Raw genomic sequence first — 17,348 nt, 5'->3', positions numbered from 1 at the left:
TAACAACAACTTAAGAAATAATATTATGAAAAAAGCAATTAAAATTTTAGGAGTATGTATGCTGGCAGTTTTTGCCGTTTTATCTTTTTCGTCGTGCAGCCATGATGACGATCCCACCAACAATGATTTTTTCGCAGGAACTTACAAAGGAACTATCACTTATAAAGATGGTGGCTCCACCAACATCAGTACTGACAACGGAAGTGTATTTGTAACGAAAATCGCAAGTGGAACCAAGTATAACTTCGCATTCTCCAACAGTATTCCAGACCTTAATGGGGTGGAGTTTGAGCAACAAGGGGACCATACCTTAGTAATGATTGGATCTTCCGGTACATCATACATCAGAATTGACAATAATGAATTGAAAATTTTATTTATCAAAGACGGTAAAACATGGACAGCCAATTGTACACGTTAAAATCATGATATAAATTTTTAAAGCCTGCCTTCTTACATGAAGGCAGGCTTTATTATAATATCCCCACAACCTTTAAGCTTTTTTTAATCTGTAATAAACTTTAGTTAAGTTTCTCAAATTCAATTTTTCAGCTTACTTTTTGCTTACATTTGAGTAACGAAAAACAAACATTAATTCTTATGAAAAAACTATTATCCGCAATGTCATTACTCTTAGGATTAGGACTTGCAACAGCACAACAGACTACTCCGGCAACAACACCTCCTCCTCCACCTCCAAAGGTAGCGCATCATACAAAAGCACCTGCTAAAACTGCAGCAATGACGCCAGCCAAAGAGGCTAAACCAGCCGCAGCTCCAACAGCTGTTAAGATGAAAAAGGACGGAACTCCGGATAAAAGATATAAAAACAGCCAACACCTGAAAAAAGACGGAACTCCGGATAAAAGGTATAAAGCAAATAAATAAACTCAACTTATAGTTGTTATTTTCATAATCAAATTTCGAAGAACCGATGATACTCATTCATCGGTTTTTTTTTGCATATTGTATTAAAATGACGGCAAATTCTTCAGTTATTTATAAATTTGACCCATGTTAAACTTCTTCAAGAAAAATGCGGCACTTATTTGGGCAAAAAAACATGTTCAAAAGGCTGAGGAATTCAAAAAAAATCCTGAAAAGAATCAGGAAAACCTATTGTTGTCTTTGGTAGAGACGGCTAAGAAAACCCTTTTTGGAAGAGAACATGATTTCGAGAATATTCATTCAATCCATGATTTTCAGAAAAGAGTTTCGGTCGCCGATTATGAAGACCTGAAACCTTATATAGAAAAAGTAAAAAGAGGCCAGGCCAATATTCTCTGGACAGCAACACCGGAATATTTCGCAAAGACATCGGGAACTACATCCGGATCAAAATACATTCCGATTTCTAAAGAAGGAATGCCTTTTCAGATTGCCGGAGCACAAAGTGCACTGTTCCATTATATTCACAAGAAAAATAATGCAGATTTCATTAAGGGTAAAATGATTTTCCTTCAGGGAAATCCTGAACTGGAAGAAGTTTTCGGAATAAAAACAGGAAGATTATCCGGCATTGTTGCCCACCATATTCCCAACTATCTTCAAAAAAACAGGCTTCCAAGCTGGGAAACCAATGTAATAGAAGACTGGGAAACGAAAGTTGAAAAAATAGTTGAGGAAACTGAAAAGCAGGACATGACTCTGATATCCGGAATCCCGCCATGGCTGATCATGTATTTTGAAACACTTACTGAAAAGCATGGCAAGAAGATCAAAGAATTGTTTCCCAATTTACAGCTTATCGTAACCGGCGGTGTAAATTATGAACCTTACCGTGATAAGATGGAAGATTTACTGGGCGGGAAAGTAGATATCATCCAAACTTTTCCTGCTTCTGAAGGTTTTTTTGCTTTTCAGGATGATTATTCGAAAGAGGGACTTCTTCTGTTAACCAATCATGGTATTTTCTATGAGTTTATTCCTTTGGAAGAATATGGAAAACCTGATGCCCAAAGATTACCGTTAAAGGATGTTGAGCTCAATAAAGACTATGCTTTGATCCTGACGACCAATTCCGGTTTGTGGGCCTATTCTATTGGGGATGTGGTGAGATTTATTGATAAAAATCCTTATAGAATTTTGGTAAGCGGAAGAACGAAGCATTTTACTTCAGCTTTCGGGGAACATGTTATTGCTTTTGAAGTTGAGGAAGCTCTTAAAGCGGCGTTGGAAAAACACCCCGCTCAGATTACAGAATTCCATCTGGCTCCTGAGGTAAATCCGGCAGAAGGTCTTCCGTATCATGAATGGCTGATAGAGTTTGAAAAACAGCCTGATGACATGGAATTATTTAGAAATGAGCTCGACGACCAGTTAAGAAAAAGGAACACATATTATGATGACTTGATTTCCGGAAATATTTTACAGAAACTGCACATCAGCAAACTAAAGAAAAATGCATTTCAGGAATATGCCAAATCTCAGGGAAAGCTGGGCGGACAAAATAAGATCCCAAGGCTGGCCAACGACAGAAAAATTGCTGATTTATTAGAAATCTACAAATTTTAGTCATATTTTTTCAATTCCAAAAACGTATATTCAAAAAAAATTATAAATTTGAAAAATTAAAAAATAATAATGAAAGCATCTGTACTTCTAAAATCATCTTTACTAACGTCCTTATTTGTAATTTCATCTTGTGCTACGACCAAGTACAGTGAAGATGTTTCAAAGAATAACTATTCTAATCTGGAAGCCGGAAGAATGTATGTAGTGACCATGAAAGACGGTTCTCCAAAACAAAAAATGTTGTTCCGAAATATAGACGGCGATAAACTTGTAGGCACAGCCGGTAAAAAAGACAGTGCGGTAGTGATCATTCCAAAATCTAATGTTGCAGCTGTAAAAGACAGATCGAAAGCAAGAGTAGTTGCAGGAGCTACGGTTATCGGTGCAGCGGGAGTTGCAGCCCTTGTGATCAGTTCTTTACGAGCAGACTAAAATAGATTTTATCTTTCAGTATATATTTGATTTATCATTTAAAAATACAGTATAAAAACAGCCTTAAATAGATATTTAGGGCTATTTTTGTGCATGATTTCTTTTACACCGTTAAAAACATTGCAAAATGTTGAATTCAGAAATCTTCTTACCGGGAGATTTTTTATTGTTTTAGCCTTCAGAATGCTTGCTACTTTATTGGGATGGTGGGTATATCAGCTAACAAAAGATCCCTTTTCCATTGGTCTTATTGGACTCTCGGAAGTAATTCCTGCGGTAAGCTGCGCGTTGTATGCGGGACATGTTATCGACATGAATGAAAAGAAGAGACTACTTCTGATCTGTAATTATGCCTATATTTTTCTGATCGGCCTGCTGTTGATTCCTGCATTTTTTAATGTACAGCTGCATTTTACGGGTCATCAGATTACTTATTATATTTATGGGGTTATCTTCTTCACGGGAATTGCCAGGGCTTTTATTGGGCCCATCGTTCCTTCAATGATTCCTAAAATTGTAAAGAAAGATAATCTTCCGAATGCGGTAACCCTGAATCAGGCTACTTTTCTTATTTCTTCGGTTTGTGGACATGCAATCGGCGGATTTCTTATTGGTTCATTTGGTGTAAAATGGACTTTAGTAGTGATTATTTCCCTGATTTTTACGGCTTCTCTGTTTTTCTGGAACCTGAATAAGCAGCATTCGGAATATAAAAAAGAAACGGTAAATGTGGTGGAAAGTATGCGTGAAGGAATTTCCTATATTTTTAAGACCAAAGAAATTTTAGGCGCATTATGTCTGGATATGTTTGCTGTACTTTTCGGAGGTGCGGTAGCGCTTATTCCGGTATTTGCCACTGATATTCTAGATGCAGGAGCTGAAGGTTTTGGATTCTTAAATGCGGCTTCTGATATTGGTTCAATGTGCATTATTACTCTTCTGTCCGTTGTTCCCTTAAGAAAGAATCAGGGAAAAATACTTCTGGTAGCGGTTGCCGGTTTTGGGCTGTGTATTATAGGATTTGGATTATCCAAACTGTATTGGCTTTCCTTCCTGTTCCTGGTTATGAGTGGAATGCTTGATGGAATTTCCGTAGTGATCAGAGGAACTATTGTACAGCTGAAAACACCGGATCATATAAGAGGGCGCGTATTGAGTGTGAATTCTATATTCATCATGTCCAGTAATGAAATGGGGCAATTTGAAAGCGGACTGGCTGCAAAATTATTAGGAGTAGTACGTTCTGTGATTTTCGGGGGAACGATGACGGTACTGATTGCTCTTTTTGTAGGAAGTACAAATTCCAAGCTTAGAAAAATGCAATATTGAAAACCAATATAGCAGATTTATTAAATATATCACAAAATCTTTAAATCAACGTTAATAATTTTTTATATTTGCCTTATAAAATTCCCCCTTTATGAACAAATTTTTACTAATGTTCTGCTTTTGCGTAGCAGGCTTTGGGGCCAAAGCACAGGCATTTACAGAAAAAAACCTACAACAGACTGTTTTACAATTCAATACATCTAAAACAGTAAATGATTACGATGCGCTTTTTAAGAAATTTTCAACAGCTAATGCTTCCGAAAGATGGCAGGCATATTACTACCAGTCTGCTGCTATGCTTCTTAAAACAGATCAGTTAGCGAAAAAAGGACCGGCAGAGTCTCTTAGGGAACCTAATGCACTTGCAGGAAAAGCTGGATTTGCAGCATTTACCTCCCAGCGTGATAATGCTGAACTGAATATACTTATGGGACTTGTTTCTCTTCAAAGCATTCAGCTGAATTTCTGTCTGGATGTTCAAAAAGAATTAACAGCTATTGCTAAAAATATTGCAACCGCAGAAAGCAGTTCTCCGAACAATCCAAGATTGGCTATTCTGAAAGCAAGGATCGCTGAAAGATCAGGAGATAAAGCTGAAGCTGAAAAGCAATATCAAAAAGCCCTGAACGAATTTACCAAGTACAATTCTTCGGACAGCTCTATCCCGAACTGGGGCAGACAGCTTATTCCAACCAACAAATAATCTTAAGGATCAAAAAATTTTAAACTGATTAAAATGAAAAAATATCTACTGCTTTTTCTATTTTTCATAGCACAGGTAGCCTATGCACAGCAGGACTGTATCACCGCGATACCTATTTGCAGTGATGCTGATATTGCCTTAACTCCTGGCGGAACAGGCACAGTGGCAGAGGGAAGCGGGTGTTTACAAACCGAAACTAATTCCATCTGGTTCACTTTCAGTGTACAGACTGCGGGAACTTTAACATTTGTCATTACACCAACAGGGCCTACGGCTTACGATATTGATTATGACTGGGCACTTTACGGACCTAATCATAGTTGCGCCAATGTGACTGAACTGCCTTTAAGATGTTCTTTTGCAGGATTATACAATAACCTTATAAGGCCTCTTACCGGTCTTAACATGACATCAACAGATACCACTGAAGATGGCGGCGGGGATGGTTTTGTAAAATATATCGATGTTCTCCCGGGGCAGGTTTATTATTTACTGTTAAATAATTACTCACCCACTGTTTCACCGTTTACTTTATCTTTTGGAGGTACCGCTTCACTGCTTACCCCATTTGATCATAACTCATCACATATCTATCAACCTAATCCATTCCTGGAGCCTGGACAAAATGGTGATATTAATGTTTGCGGTAATCCTTTTACTTTTGATTTCTCGACGTTATCATCACATATCCTGAACAACAATCCTAATTTTGTTGTTAAATATTATAGATCTGCTGCTGATGCTGCAGATGATAACAACCCAATTACAGGTCCTATTCCTGTAAATCCTACGAATAACTATACGTATGCGATTTCGTATGTAGATCCTGGCAGCACAACCAGTTTCTTAAATCAATGTAGAGAATTCGGACCGATTAAGTTTATCGACAAATCTTTCACCCTTACTCCGGCTACACTTACTTCTTGTAGTAACAACTATTCGGGGACAGCATCATATGATCTGACATCAGCTACCATCAATGCTCCTACTACCGGAGTTACCCTACAATACTATCCGTCACTAAACGATCTGAATAACGGAATCAACGAAATCACGGTTCCTTATGCTTATGTTTCTGCTGAAGGATCTGCTTTTGTAAAGGCAACCAACCAGTTCGGATGTATTACAATAGCTGAAATTACTCTAAAATTCCATCCAACGGTAACTGTAAATGAAGCTACTTTGAGATCTTGCTTTATTGAAACCAATCCTTCAACAGCATCATTCAATCTGATCAATGCAGGGGTAAGCAGCCAGCCGGGAGTTACCAAGAAGTACTATCCTTCTTTAACAGATGCTGAAAACGCAACTAATGAAATACTTACACCAGCTGCATATATTGCTCCAAATGGTGTAATTTATGTGAGAGTATCTAATGCTCAGGGATGTTTCTCGGTTGCTAAAGTAACTTTAATCGTACTTCCTCCGGTAAAATCTGCAGTACTTGTTGATAAAATCATATGTATTGAAGACAAAACAACATTGGATGCCGGACCTGGATTCAATGGTTATGAATGGAGCACAGGAGCTACTACTCAATCAATCAATAATGTAGGAGTTGGAACTTACTGGGTGAAACTGAAAACAGGAGACTGTATCACTACACAGACGGTAAAAGTATATCCTAACGAACAGCCTGTTGTTTCTAATATTGACATTTCAAACAATTCAATAACGGTAAATGTTATAGGAGGAACTCCACCTTACAAATACTCTCTGGATAATATCAATTGGCAGGACTCCAATATATTTACGAATATATCAAGAGGAGATCATAAGATCTATGTGAAAGATGCTTATGACTGTGAACCTATCTCTATTTCAGTGATTGTTCCTAATCTGGTTAATGCTATCACTCCAAACGGAGACGGAGTAAATGACGTGATTGACTATTCTGCACTTTCAGGGAAACAAAGCTTGGTATTAAGTATCTTCGACAGATACGGATCAAAAATCCATCAAGCCGACAAATCCAACGGATTCAAGTGGGATGGTACTGTTGCAGGAAGAAGAGTACCAACAGGAACATATTGGTATTCTGTAACATGGAATGAAAATGACAAAAAGAATACCCCTATCAAGTTCTCAGGATGGGTAATTGTAAAAAATAAAGAATAATTTAATAAAAAAATAAAAAACTGTCCCTTGGGGCAGTTTTTTATCAAAATAATCTTTATTACATTACGTATTGACATTATTTTAGCTAATTTTGTTTCACAAAAATCATTTTAAAATGAGAAAATCACTACTTCTTTTAATTTTATTCATATCACAGGTATTCTACGCACAGTCGGACTGCTCTTCTGCAATTCCTGTGTGCGGAAACTCTAATCTATCCTACACTCCTTCCGGCCATGGAAATGTAGTAGATATTCCAACCACCGGTGCCCCAGCCTCACTTTGTCTGAAAGGAGGAGAACATTATTCCGTATGGTATTCATTTACAATAGCTACGTCGGGTACATTAGCATTTACCATTGATGCTAATGATAATATTGATGATTATGACTTTGCTGTTTATGGGCCAAATCCTAGCTGTAGTTCTTTATTATCTCCTATAAGATGTAATTATTATGGATCTGATAATTTAGGGAATACAGGTTTATCCCTGACCATTCCCCCAGGCGGAGCTAACCAAACGGTTTGGAGCCCATACATGGATGTGGTAGCAGGTGAAATCTACTACCTACTGGTTGATAACTTCCTAAGTTCTCCCAATGGCTTCTCTCTGAATTGGGAAGGAACAGCTTCTCTTAGTTCAGCATTCAATGATATAACTTTGACACCTAATCCATTTGTGACTCCAGGGCTTCCTTCAGCGACTCCTGGCCAACCTAATGAGGTGATGATCTGCGGACTTCCTAGCGTATTTAATTTTACGACTCTTACAGGAGGTATTCTCAATGGCAACAGCAGCAATTTTATCGTTACTTATCATAACACAACTAATGATGCCGTTACCGGACAAAATCCACTTACTTCTACTACAGTAAACGCTACAACTACCTATTATTACAGGATAAAATATCAGGATCCCAATAATCCGAACAATCCAATGAACGGATGTTTTATAACTGATAAATTCAAGTTTAAGGATGCAAGCATTACCGCAAAAAATGCCTCTCTTTATTCATGTAATAATAATGGTGCCGGTTCAGCTACCTTCAATTTGACTACTGCCGATGTATATGGAGTTCCGGGTACTCCCAATACCGCTACAATACAGTATTACCCAAGTCTTAATGACCTGAACGCAGGAACCAATGAAATCACCAATCCTACGGCTTATACTTCTCCGGAAACAATAATCTATGTAAAGGTAACTTCTGCACTGGGATGTATAGCGACCTCAACGGTCAGACTATTATTCAATCCTGTGGTTGTATTAAAAGATGTGGTGGTTGAAGAGTGTTATATTGACAACAATATCACAAACGGACTATTCGATCTTACCACAGCACCTGTAAGCACTCAAACAGGACTTGACAAGAAATTTTACAAAACGTTAGCTGATGCTACTAGTCAGACGAACCCAATTGTAAATACAACGAACTATATTACGACCAATACGGAAGTATATGTAAGAGCAACCAACACCAACCAATGCTATGCTATCGCCAAGATCACGCTGAAAGTATTACCTCCGGTAAAATCTGCCGTTCTAAAAGACAAAACAATTTGTGCGGAAGATAAAACAACTTTAGATGCAGGACCAGGATTTGATTCTTACGAATGGAGCACAGGAGCTACAACTCAGTCTATCCAGAATGCAGGAATTGGTGCCTATTGGGTTAAATTGCATACGGGTAAATGTTTCACGCTTCAGCCAGTAAATGTTTATGCTTCTCAGCAACCGGTTATTGCCAGTGTAGAAATCACAAACAATTCTATTAAAGTGAATGCTTCAGGTGGCACCCCTCCTTATATGTATTCAATAGATGGTATCAAATGGCAGGAATCCAATACATTTACCGGACTTCCAAGAGGAGACAATAAAATATTTGTAAAAGATTCTTACGACTGTACTCCTATTCAGATTACCGTTACTGTGCCTAATCTTATCAATGCGATTACTCCTAACGGGGACAACGTGAATGATGCAATTGACTATTCTGCATTAGCTTACAAGAAAAATCTGGTATTCGTAGTCTATGACAGATACGGAAATAAGCTTTATGAAGCAGATAAAATGAGAGACTTTAAATGGGATGGAACTGCTTTCGGCAAAAAAATCCTTACAGGTACCTACTGGTACACGATCTCATGGAACGAAAATGACAAGAACAGTACTGAAACTAAATATTCAGGATGGGTACTGGTAAAAAACAGAGAATAATTGATTTTTTTTAATATTGCAAAATCACCCCAGCTTTGGGGTGATTTTTTTTATTCACAGAAGAAATCCTTATCCCTACAGAATCTTAATAAGGTCCGCAAGAAAATGTTGATTACTATTTTCCAATTATTTTCTAAATAAACTATCTTTGCACCATGGCGCAGAAAGAAACTTTATCATCTCTTACACATGGAAACTTTGCGAAAGAGCTCTCGATTGCTGATGGGAAAATGCCTCCTAATGCAGTAGATTTCGAAAGACTGGTGATCGGTACTTTTTTAATTGACAAAAAAGGGCTTGACCATTCTATCGACCTCCTTACTGCGGAAGTATTTTACGACCCAAGACATCAGGTCATTTTTTCTAGCATTCTGAAATTATACGAAGGAAACCATCCTGTCGATCTGATGACGATTATTCAGGATTTAAAGAAAGAAGAAAAATTAAGTCAGGCTGGTGGCGATCATTATATCATAGACCTTACCATGGGAGTAAGTTCATCTGCTCATATTGAATACCACGTTCGTGTCATTCTTGAAAAATATATTTTACGTAGTTTAATTAATGTTTCTGCAAACGTTATTGATTCTTCATACAAAGAATCCACGGATGTCTTTGAACTTTTAGATAAAGCCGAACAGTCATTTTTCGAAATTACCAACGGAACGATCAAAAAAGGTTTCGATACTGCCAATTCATTAGTAAAGCAGGCTATTGAGACCATTAAATCTTTAAAAGATAAGGAAGGAATTTCCGGAGTACCTTCGGGATTCAGAGATATTGATAAAGAAACCGGTGGATGGCAAAACTCTGACCTTATTATCATTGCAGCACGTCCGGCGATGGGTAAAACAGCTTTCCTTCTTTCCATGGCGAGAAATATAGCAGTTGGGCACAAAATCCCGATGGTCCTTTTCTCTCTGGAGATGGCATCTGTACAGCTTATTACCAGAATGATCGCATCCGAAACCAAAATTTCTTCTGAGAAATTAAGGAAAGGAACTTTGGATGATGACGAGTGGCAAAGGCTGTTCTCCAATGTATCGGAATTGGAAAATGCCCCGCTATTTATTGATGAAACTCCTTCTCTTTCAATATTCGATTTCCGTGCAAAATGCCGAAGACTGGTAATGCAGCATGGCGTAAGACTGATCATGGTCGACTACCTCCAGCTGATGACAGCAGGAAGCAGCGGAAAAGGAGTAGGAAACCGTGAACAGGAAATCTCCATGATCTCCCGTTCATTAAAAGCGATCGCCAAAGAATTGAACGTTCCGGTTATTGCACTTTCCCAGCTTTCAAGAAGTGTGGAAACGCGTCCGGGAAAAAGGCCTCAGCTTTCTGATCTAAGGGAATCAGGAGCAATTGAGCAGGATGCAGATATTGTGTCTTTCATTTTCAGACCTGAATATTATAAAATTTCTGTTTGGGATAATGATGAGGAAGGCCAGGAAACATCTACGGAAAATCAGGCAGAATTAATTATTGCAAAACACAGGAATGGTGCTACAGCAGATGTACGTTTATCTTTCCTTAAGCATTTTGCAAAGTTCGGTGATATTGAAGCTGCTATGGGTGGACCAGATGGATATCCTTCTAATTTCGGAGCCCATGAAACGAGCGGTTTTGATAAAATCAAGACTACGATCCAGCCTGGGGCAGCATTTGATCTTCCGGACAGCTCAAAACTTTCAGGGTCTTCCATGAATGACTTTGACGATGATGATGATTTCCCGTTCTAACCTATTAATAACAAAACAATTCTTATTCCCTTGAAGGTTTACTACAATATTTACCTTCTTGAACAGTAAGAATATTAAGTTTTATATACCTCTACATTTTTGAGAATCGAAATATACACTGACGGAGCCTGCAGCGGAAATCCCGGAAAAGGAGGATATGGCATTCTCATGCGCGTTCCCGAAAAAAATTACCAAAAGACTTTTTCCAAAGGCTTCCGTAAAACAACCAACAACAGAATGGAGCTGCTGGCAGTGATCACGGCTTTAGAAAAATTAAAATCTCCTGAAAACGATATTCATGTTTATACAGACAGTAAATATGTTGCGGATGCAATTAACCAAAACTGGATCACAGGTTGGATAAAAAGAGGCTGGAAAAATGTAAAAAACCCTGATCTCTGGAAAAGATTCATTGAGCAATACAATACACACAAGCCTAAAATGCACTGGATAAAAGGACATGCCGGCCACTTTGAAAATGAGCTTTGTGATAAATTAGCCGTTGCCGCAACCAATTCTGATACGCTTGAAATAGACACCTATTTTGAAAATCTGGAAAATAACTCACTTTTTTAAAACAACAAGACAATCCAAATTTTTAATCAATCTAAGTTCATTTCAATACCTTTAATTAATTCATTACCTAACTTATCATTCATTAAAGAATAACTATCATTTTTAGCAAAATTAACATTAAATACATATTTATTGATTAGGATTTAATATATTTACACGTCTAATTAAAAGTATCCCTATTCAATGAATAAAAATTTACTGTCTTATTTTTGCATTTTCTTATTATGCATCTCCGGGAAGCTATTTACCCAAACCTATCAACTCGCAGGAAATCCTGTCAATACCACAGGATGGACAATGGTTTCTCCTACTCAGGTAATGGGCGATTTCGTTCAGCTTACCCCGGATACCAATAACCAATCAGGATCGATCAGGCTGAACGATCCCATCAACCTGAAATACTGCGATAAGTGGAGGGTAGAATTCGATTTCAGGATGGATTCCAACCAAACTTCCAATGGTGACGGTATTGCATTCTGGTATCTGGCCAATCCGCCGGTAGCCAGTGTATTGGGCTCCGGTCTCGGGGTTTCACAAAATGCAGTTGGCTTTATTGTAGGGCTTGATACTTATAATAATACGACTACTGCCACCATGAGTAAGGTACACGTTGCCTATGGTCAGGTTCCCAATACAACCGATACTAATAACGTAGAGTTTTTCAATGTTGCAGGAAGTTCTTTCCATTCACCGGATCTGAACACCACTCAACCTTTTCAGGGAACTACTTTTAAACACGTTGAAGTTACTGCTCAGGTAGATACGGCTGCCCCTACCAACTGGATTATAAAAATAACCCTTGACGGTACTGTGATTTGCAACCAATCTTTTGCACCCTCAGGGACAGCAGCTGCAATGACGGTAGGATATTTTGGATTTTCAGCTTCTACAGGGGGTGCAAGATCAAGACATTCTATTAAAAACGTAAAAATCTACACTGATAAAGTTCCTATTTTACAAGTTGCTGCAACCCAGTCATTCTGCCCCAACCCTTCCACAGGATTAGGTGCTGTAAATTTAACCACATTCAATTCTCAGTTTGTAAGCAACCCAGGAAACTATACTTTCACGTATTATGTTTTAGGAAGCTCAACACCGATTGCAAATCCAACTAATTATCAGTTCAATGCCAATACAACCATCACGGTAGTCGTAAAAGATAATGCAGGGATACTTTGTGATAATCCTGACGGAAAAATACAGCTCGTTCTTGCTCCGTTTACCGCCACTGAAGCTACCCTTACGGAATGCAACAACAATAAAGCAGGTACAGCAATATTCAACCTTACCACCGCCAATGTGACCGGAGTATTAGGAGTTACTAAAAAATACTACAAAACATTAAATGATCTGAATGCAGATACCAATGAAATTCTAAATCCAGCGACTTATCCTTCTGCCGCAGGAACAGTATATGTAAAGGTAACTACACCACAAGGATGTACAGGTAATGCAAAAATTAATCTGACATTCTATCCAGATATCCCGGTAACAGAAGCAACCCTCCGTTCTTGTTTTATTGCATCCAATATCACAACGGGAGGATTTGATTTAACCTCAGCCAATGTAACAACCCTGGCTGGCACTACTAAAAAATATTATACAACGTTAGCCAATGCTACAAGCGGAACCAATGAAATTGTAAGTCCATCATCATACATTTCAACAAGTACAGTGATTTATGTTCGCGTAACGAATGCCACCGGCTGCTACATGATTACAAAAATCAACCTTATTGTGATCCCGCCTGTATACTCTACAGTCTTAAAAGATAAAATAGTGTGCGTTGATGCCCGAACAACCCTAGATGCAGGACCTGGGTTTGACAGCTATACCTGGAGTACAGGTGCTACTACACAGTCTATCACCAATGTTCCCGTAGGAATCTACTGGGTTAATCTGAAAACAGGAAACTGTACAGCCCAACAAATTGTAAAAGTAAATGCATCGATAAACCCTGTTATTACAAGTATTGATATTAACCACAATACGATTACGGTAAATGTATCAGGCGGAACACCACCCTATCAGTATTCTTTAGACGGAATTACGTGGCAGGATTCCAACACATTTGGAGGTCTTGCAAGAGGTGAAGTAGTGGTTTATGTTAAAGATTTTTACAATTGTCAACCCGTTAAAGTTCAGATCACCGTTCCAAACCTTATCAATGCCATTACTCCTAACGGAGATAATATCAATGACTTTATTGATTATTCTGCATTAGCTTACAAGAAAAACTTAGTTTTTGTAGTATATGACCGATATGGTAATAAGCTGTATCAGGCAGATAAAATGAGAAACTACAAATGGGATGGAACCGCTTCCGGTAAAAAAATACTTACAGGAACGTACTGGTACACCATCACCTGGAATGAAAACGACAAAAACAATACTGAAACAAAATACTCAGGTTGGGTACTGGTAAAAAATAGAGAATAATTATTTCTACGCTAAAAATCACTCCACATTTGGGGTGATTTTTAGTAACCCATCTTTAAAACAGTAATTATTCACAAAACACCCGTTTCACTCTTCAATCATATTCATTAAAATAATTAGACATATTTTATTATTTTACGTATACGATTGACATTTCATCGCAATACTAATCTTTTTAATTACATAATTAATATTTATAATATCTTCAAATAACCAGAATTTATATTTTTACATTATTAATAACTAACCAACTCGCTACCCATGAAAAAAACTCTACTCATTTGTTTTTTAACTACTTTATTGGGCTTGTCTGGAAAACTATTTTCGCAGACCTATCAGCTCGCAGGAAACCCCGTAAATACTACAGGATGGGACCTGGTCTCTAGTGCGATCGTCAGTGGAGATTTCGTTCAGCTTACTTCAGACCAAACCAGTCTATATGGAGCCATAAAACTCGCAACCCCAATCACATTGAGCTATTGCGACAAATGGAAAGTAGAATTTGACTTTAGAATCGATGGAAATGGTACAGCTCAATTCGGAAAGGGTGATGGTTTTACATTCTGGTATCTAGCCAACCCTCCAACTGGATTTGTTTCCGGAGGAGGACTGGGAATCCCGGCCAACGCTTCAGGGCTGATGGTAGGATTTGATATATTCAACAACACCACAGAAGGACAGATGAGTAAAGTGCATCTTCTGTACGGAACGAATGATACAGCAGGAAGCAACATCGAATACAATAATACTCCCGGCAGTACCTTCCATTCCCCTGACCTTATCTCAACACAGCCATTTGTAGGCCCAACCTATAAGCATGTGGAAGTAAACGGCGAAACAGATCTTACCAACCCTACCAACTGGATTATTAAAATAAGAATCGATGGTGTACTTATCGTTGATCAGTCTTTTGCTCCTTATGGCGGGGCTATAGGAATGTCGCAGGGATATTTTGGTTTTTCCGCAGCAACAGGTGGAGCCAGCGCAAGACATTCTATTAAAAATGCAAAAGTATTTGTAGACAAAGTTCCAATTCTGAACAATACGATCACTCCTTTTGTGTGTACCAATCCTGCTACTGGAAACGGAGTGGTGGATTTAACGTCTTTCAACTCACAGTTTGTTAATAATCCCGGAAACTATATTTTTACGTATTATGTTCTGGGCAGCTCAATACCTATTGCCACTCCTACCGCTTTCCAATATTCTGGAAACACGACTATCAAAGTGGTTATCAAGGATCCATCTTCTACACTCTGTGATAATGGAGACGGAGTCATTCAGCTTAACCCAACACCATTTGCGGCAAACAACGCAACCCTTACAGGCTGTAACAACAATAATGCAGGAACAGCAATATTTGACTTAACCACAGCCACTGTCACGAATATCCCCGGAGTTACGATGCAGTTCTACCCTACTCTATATGATATGAATAACGGGACCAATCAAATTACAAACCCTACCGCATACGCATCTGCACCAGCAACGATATTTGTAAAAGTAACAACTCCTCAGGGATGTGTAAGTACTGCACAGGTAACATTAAATCATTATCCTGTTGTAACCGTAAATGATGCTATTTTAAGAACCTGCTTCATTGAAACCAACCCTTCAACAGGTTTATTCAATCTGGTCAATGCTACCGTAAGCAGTCAGGCAGGAACAACTAAAAAATATTATCCTTCATTAACTGATGCTGTAAATGGAACTAACGAAATTCCTAACCCATCCACTTATATAGCTCCAAACGGAGTAATCTATGTAAAAGTAAGCAATGCAAATGGCTGCTACGCAATTGCTAAAGTTACTTTAACAGTAATCCCTCCGACATTATCAAGCGTTTTACAAGACAAGGTTATTTGTATTGAAGATAAAACAACCCTGGATGCCGGGCCGGGATTCAACGCTTATTTATGGAGTACCGGAGCAACCACACAATCCATTAACAATGTAGGAGTTGGCACCTATTGGGTAAAGCTTAAAACAGGCGACTGTACTGCTCTTCAGACTGTAAAAGTCTATCCTTCAGAGCAACCGGTAGTTACGACTATAGATATCTCAGGAAGTACCGTTACCGTTTATGCAAACGGAGGAACTCCCCCTTATAAATATTCAATGGACAATATTAACTGGCAAGATTCCAATGTGTTTACTAATATTGCAAGAGGAGAAGCAAAAGTTTTTGTAAAAGACAGCTACGACTGCGAACCTATTGTGATCAATATTACCGTACCTAATCTGATCAACGTAATCACTCCTAACGGTGATGGAGTAAATGATGTGATTGATTATTCTGCATTATCCGGCAAGCAAAATCTGGAAGTAAGTATTTTCGACCGATATGGCTATAAGCTATATACAGCCGACAAATCAAACAGATACACTTGGGATGGAACCACCAACGGAAGCAGAAAAGTCCCTACAGGAAATTACTGGTACTCCGTAACATGGAATGAAAATAACAAAAACAGCACTCCTATAAAATTCTCAGGCTGGATTATGGTAAAAAATAGAGAATAATGTAATACTTATTAAATAGCAAAAGGATCACCTCATACAGGGTGGTCCTTTTTGCATCATTTAAGAGGAGATATTTCATTTTAAGCATACTTTATTCACATTCAATTCTTAAATTTGTTCTATGAATTATTTGGAAGCTTTAAGCAGAAGATATTCTGTAAAAAAATTTAATACGGAAATTATTCCTCAGGAAGTACTTCACAATATTCTTGAGTCCGGAAAATTATCGGCCAGTTCACTGGGGCTCCAGCCTTATAAAATAGTGGTGGTGGAAAGTAAGGAAATGAAACAGAAACTCATTCCGGCTTTTTACAATCCATCACAAATTTCCACGTGCTCACACCTGGTTGTCATTATTTCAAAGAAAATAATTGAGGAAAGTTATATTAGGGGATATTTTAATCATATTTCTGAGGTAAGAGAAACTCCTGTCGAAAAACTCGACTTATTTAAAAACAGCATCAATCAACATATTAATCAAAAAACGCAGGATGAAATTTTCTCCTGGGCCGAAAAGCAGTCTTATATAGTACTGGCAAACCTCATGTATGCTGCTGCAATAGAAAATATTGACTCCTGCCCTATGGAAGGCTTCCGACAGGATCTGATAGAAGAGATCCTGAACATCAACTCCGAAACAGAAAAAGTAACCGTCACCCTCGCTTTAGGCTACCGTTCCGAAGAAGACCACTTCCAACACATGAAAAAAGTAAGAAAACCAAACGAAAAATTGTTTAAATTTATTTAATTATTT

General features: G+C 38.1%; 13 protein-coding genes. All 13 read left to right on the top strand.

Features of this window, described 5'->3' with window-relative positions:
- Window positions 1-25: 25 nt before the first annotated feature.
- Window positions 26-421 (top strand): hypothetical protein, encoded by a 396-nt coding sequence (locus SB679_RS04445; RefSeq protein WP_410701003.1) that lies wholly within the window; start codon window positions 26-28, stop codon window positions 419-421.
- A gap of 179 nt (window positions 422-600) precedes the next feature.
- Window positions 601-888: a hypothetical protein gene (locus SB679_RS04440; protein WP_410701002.1), complete on the top strand. Its 288-nt coding sequence runs from the start codon at window positions 601-603 to the stop codon at window positions 886-888.
- Between the two features lie 126 nt (window positions 889-1,014).
- Window positions 1,015-2,514 carry a GH3 auxin-responsive promoter family protein gene (locus tag SB679_RS04435; protein ID WP_410701001.1) on the top strand — a complete coding sequence of 500 codons (1,500 nt, stop codon included), beginning with the start codon at window positions 1,015-1,017 and terminating at the stop codon, window positions 2,512-2,514.
- A gap of 69 nt (window positions 2,515-2,583) precedes the next feature.
- Complete coding sequence (locus SB679_RS04430; protein ID WP_410701000.1) at window positions 2,584-2,946, top strand: hypothetical protein; 363 nt, start codon at window positions 2,584-2,586, stop codon at window positions 2,944-2,946.
- A 93-nt stretch (window positions 2,947-3,039) separates the two neighbouring features.
- Window positions 3,040-4,275, top strand: coding sequence for an MFS transporter (locus SB679_RS04425; RefSeq protein ID WP_410700999.1), 1,236 nt, complete (start codon window positions 3,040-3,042; stop codon window positions 4,273-4,275).
- Between the two features lie 91 nt (window positions 4,276-4,366).
- On the top strand, window positions 4,367-4,978 hold the full coding sequence (locus tag SB679_RS04420) for a hypothetical protein (protein WP_410700998.1): 612 nt from the start codon (window positions 4,367-4,369) through the stop codon (window positions 4,976-4,978).
- Between the two features lie 33 nt (window positions 4,979-5,011).
- Window positions 5,012-7,096: a T9SS type B sorting domain-containing protein gene (locus SB679_RS04415; protein WP_410700997.1), complete on the top strand. Its 2,085-nt coding sequence runs from the start codon at window positions 5,012-5,014 to the stop codon at window positions 7,094-7,096.
- Window positions 7,097-7,211: 115 nt separating this feature from the next.
- Window positions 7,212-9,314: a gliding motility-associated C-terminal domain-containing protein gene (locus SB679_RS04410; protein ID WP_410700996.1), complete on the top strand. Its 2,103-nt coding sequence runs from the start codon at window positions 7,212-7,214 to the stop codon at window positions 9,312-9,314.
- A 155-nt stretch (window positions 9,315-9,469) separates the two neighbouring features.
- Window positions 9,470-11,056: a replicative DNA helicase gene (gene dnaB / locus SB679_RS04405; RefSeq protein WP_410700995.1), complete on the top strand. Its 1,587-nt coding sequence runs from the start codon at window positions 9,470-9,472 to the stop codon at window positions 11,054-11,056.
- Window positions 11,057-11,155: 99 nt separating this feature from the next.
- Window positions 11,156-11,632 carry a ribonuclease HI gene (rnhA, locus tag SB679_RS04400; protein ID WP_410700994.1) on the top strand — a complete coding sequence of 159 codons (477 nt, stop codon included), beginning with the start codon at window positions 11,156-11,158 and terminating at the stop codon, window positions 11,630-11,632.
- A 183-nt stretch (window positions 11,633-11,815) separates the two neighbouring features.
- On the top strand, window positions 11,816-14,071 hold the full coding sequence (locus SB679_RS04395; RefSeq protein ID WP_410700993.1) for a lectin-like domain-containing protein: 2,256 nt from the start codon (window positions 11,816-11,818) through the stop codon (window positions 14,069-14,071).
- Between the two features lie 261 nt (window positions 14,072-14,332).
- Window positions 14,333-16,594 (top strand): T9SS type B sorting domain-containing protein, encoded by a 2,262-nt coding sequence (locus SB679_RS04390; RefSeq protein WP_410700992.1) that lies wholly within the window; start codon window positions 14,333-14,335, stop codon window positions 16,592-16,594.
- Window positions 16,595-16,715: 121 nt separating this feature from the next.
- Window positions 16,716-17,342, top strand: coding sequence for an NAD(P)H-dependent oxidoreductase (locus SB679_RS04385; protein WP_410700991.1), 627 nt, complete (start codon window positions 16,716-16,718; stop codon window positions 17,340-17,342).
- The last annotated feature ends 6 nt before the right edge of the window (window positions 17,343-17,348 follow it).

The sequence above is a fragment of the Chryseobacterium sp. SIMBA_029 genome (genome assembly GCF_046535275.1).
Lineage (GTDB): Bacteria > Bacteroidota > Bacteroidia > Flavobacteriales > Weeksellaceae > Chryseobacterium.
The sequence above is the reverse complement of the archived record's forward strand: the minus strand, read 5'-3'. Positions and strand labels throughout refer to the sequence as shown.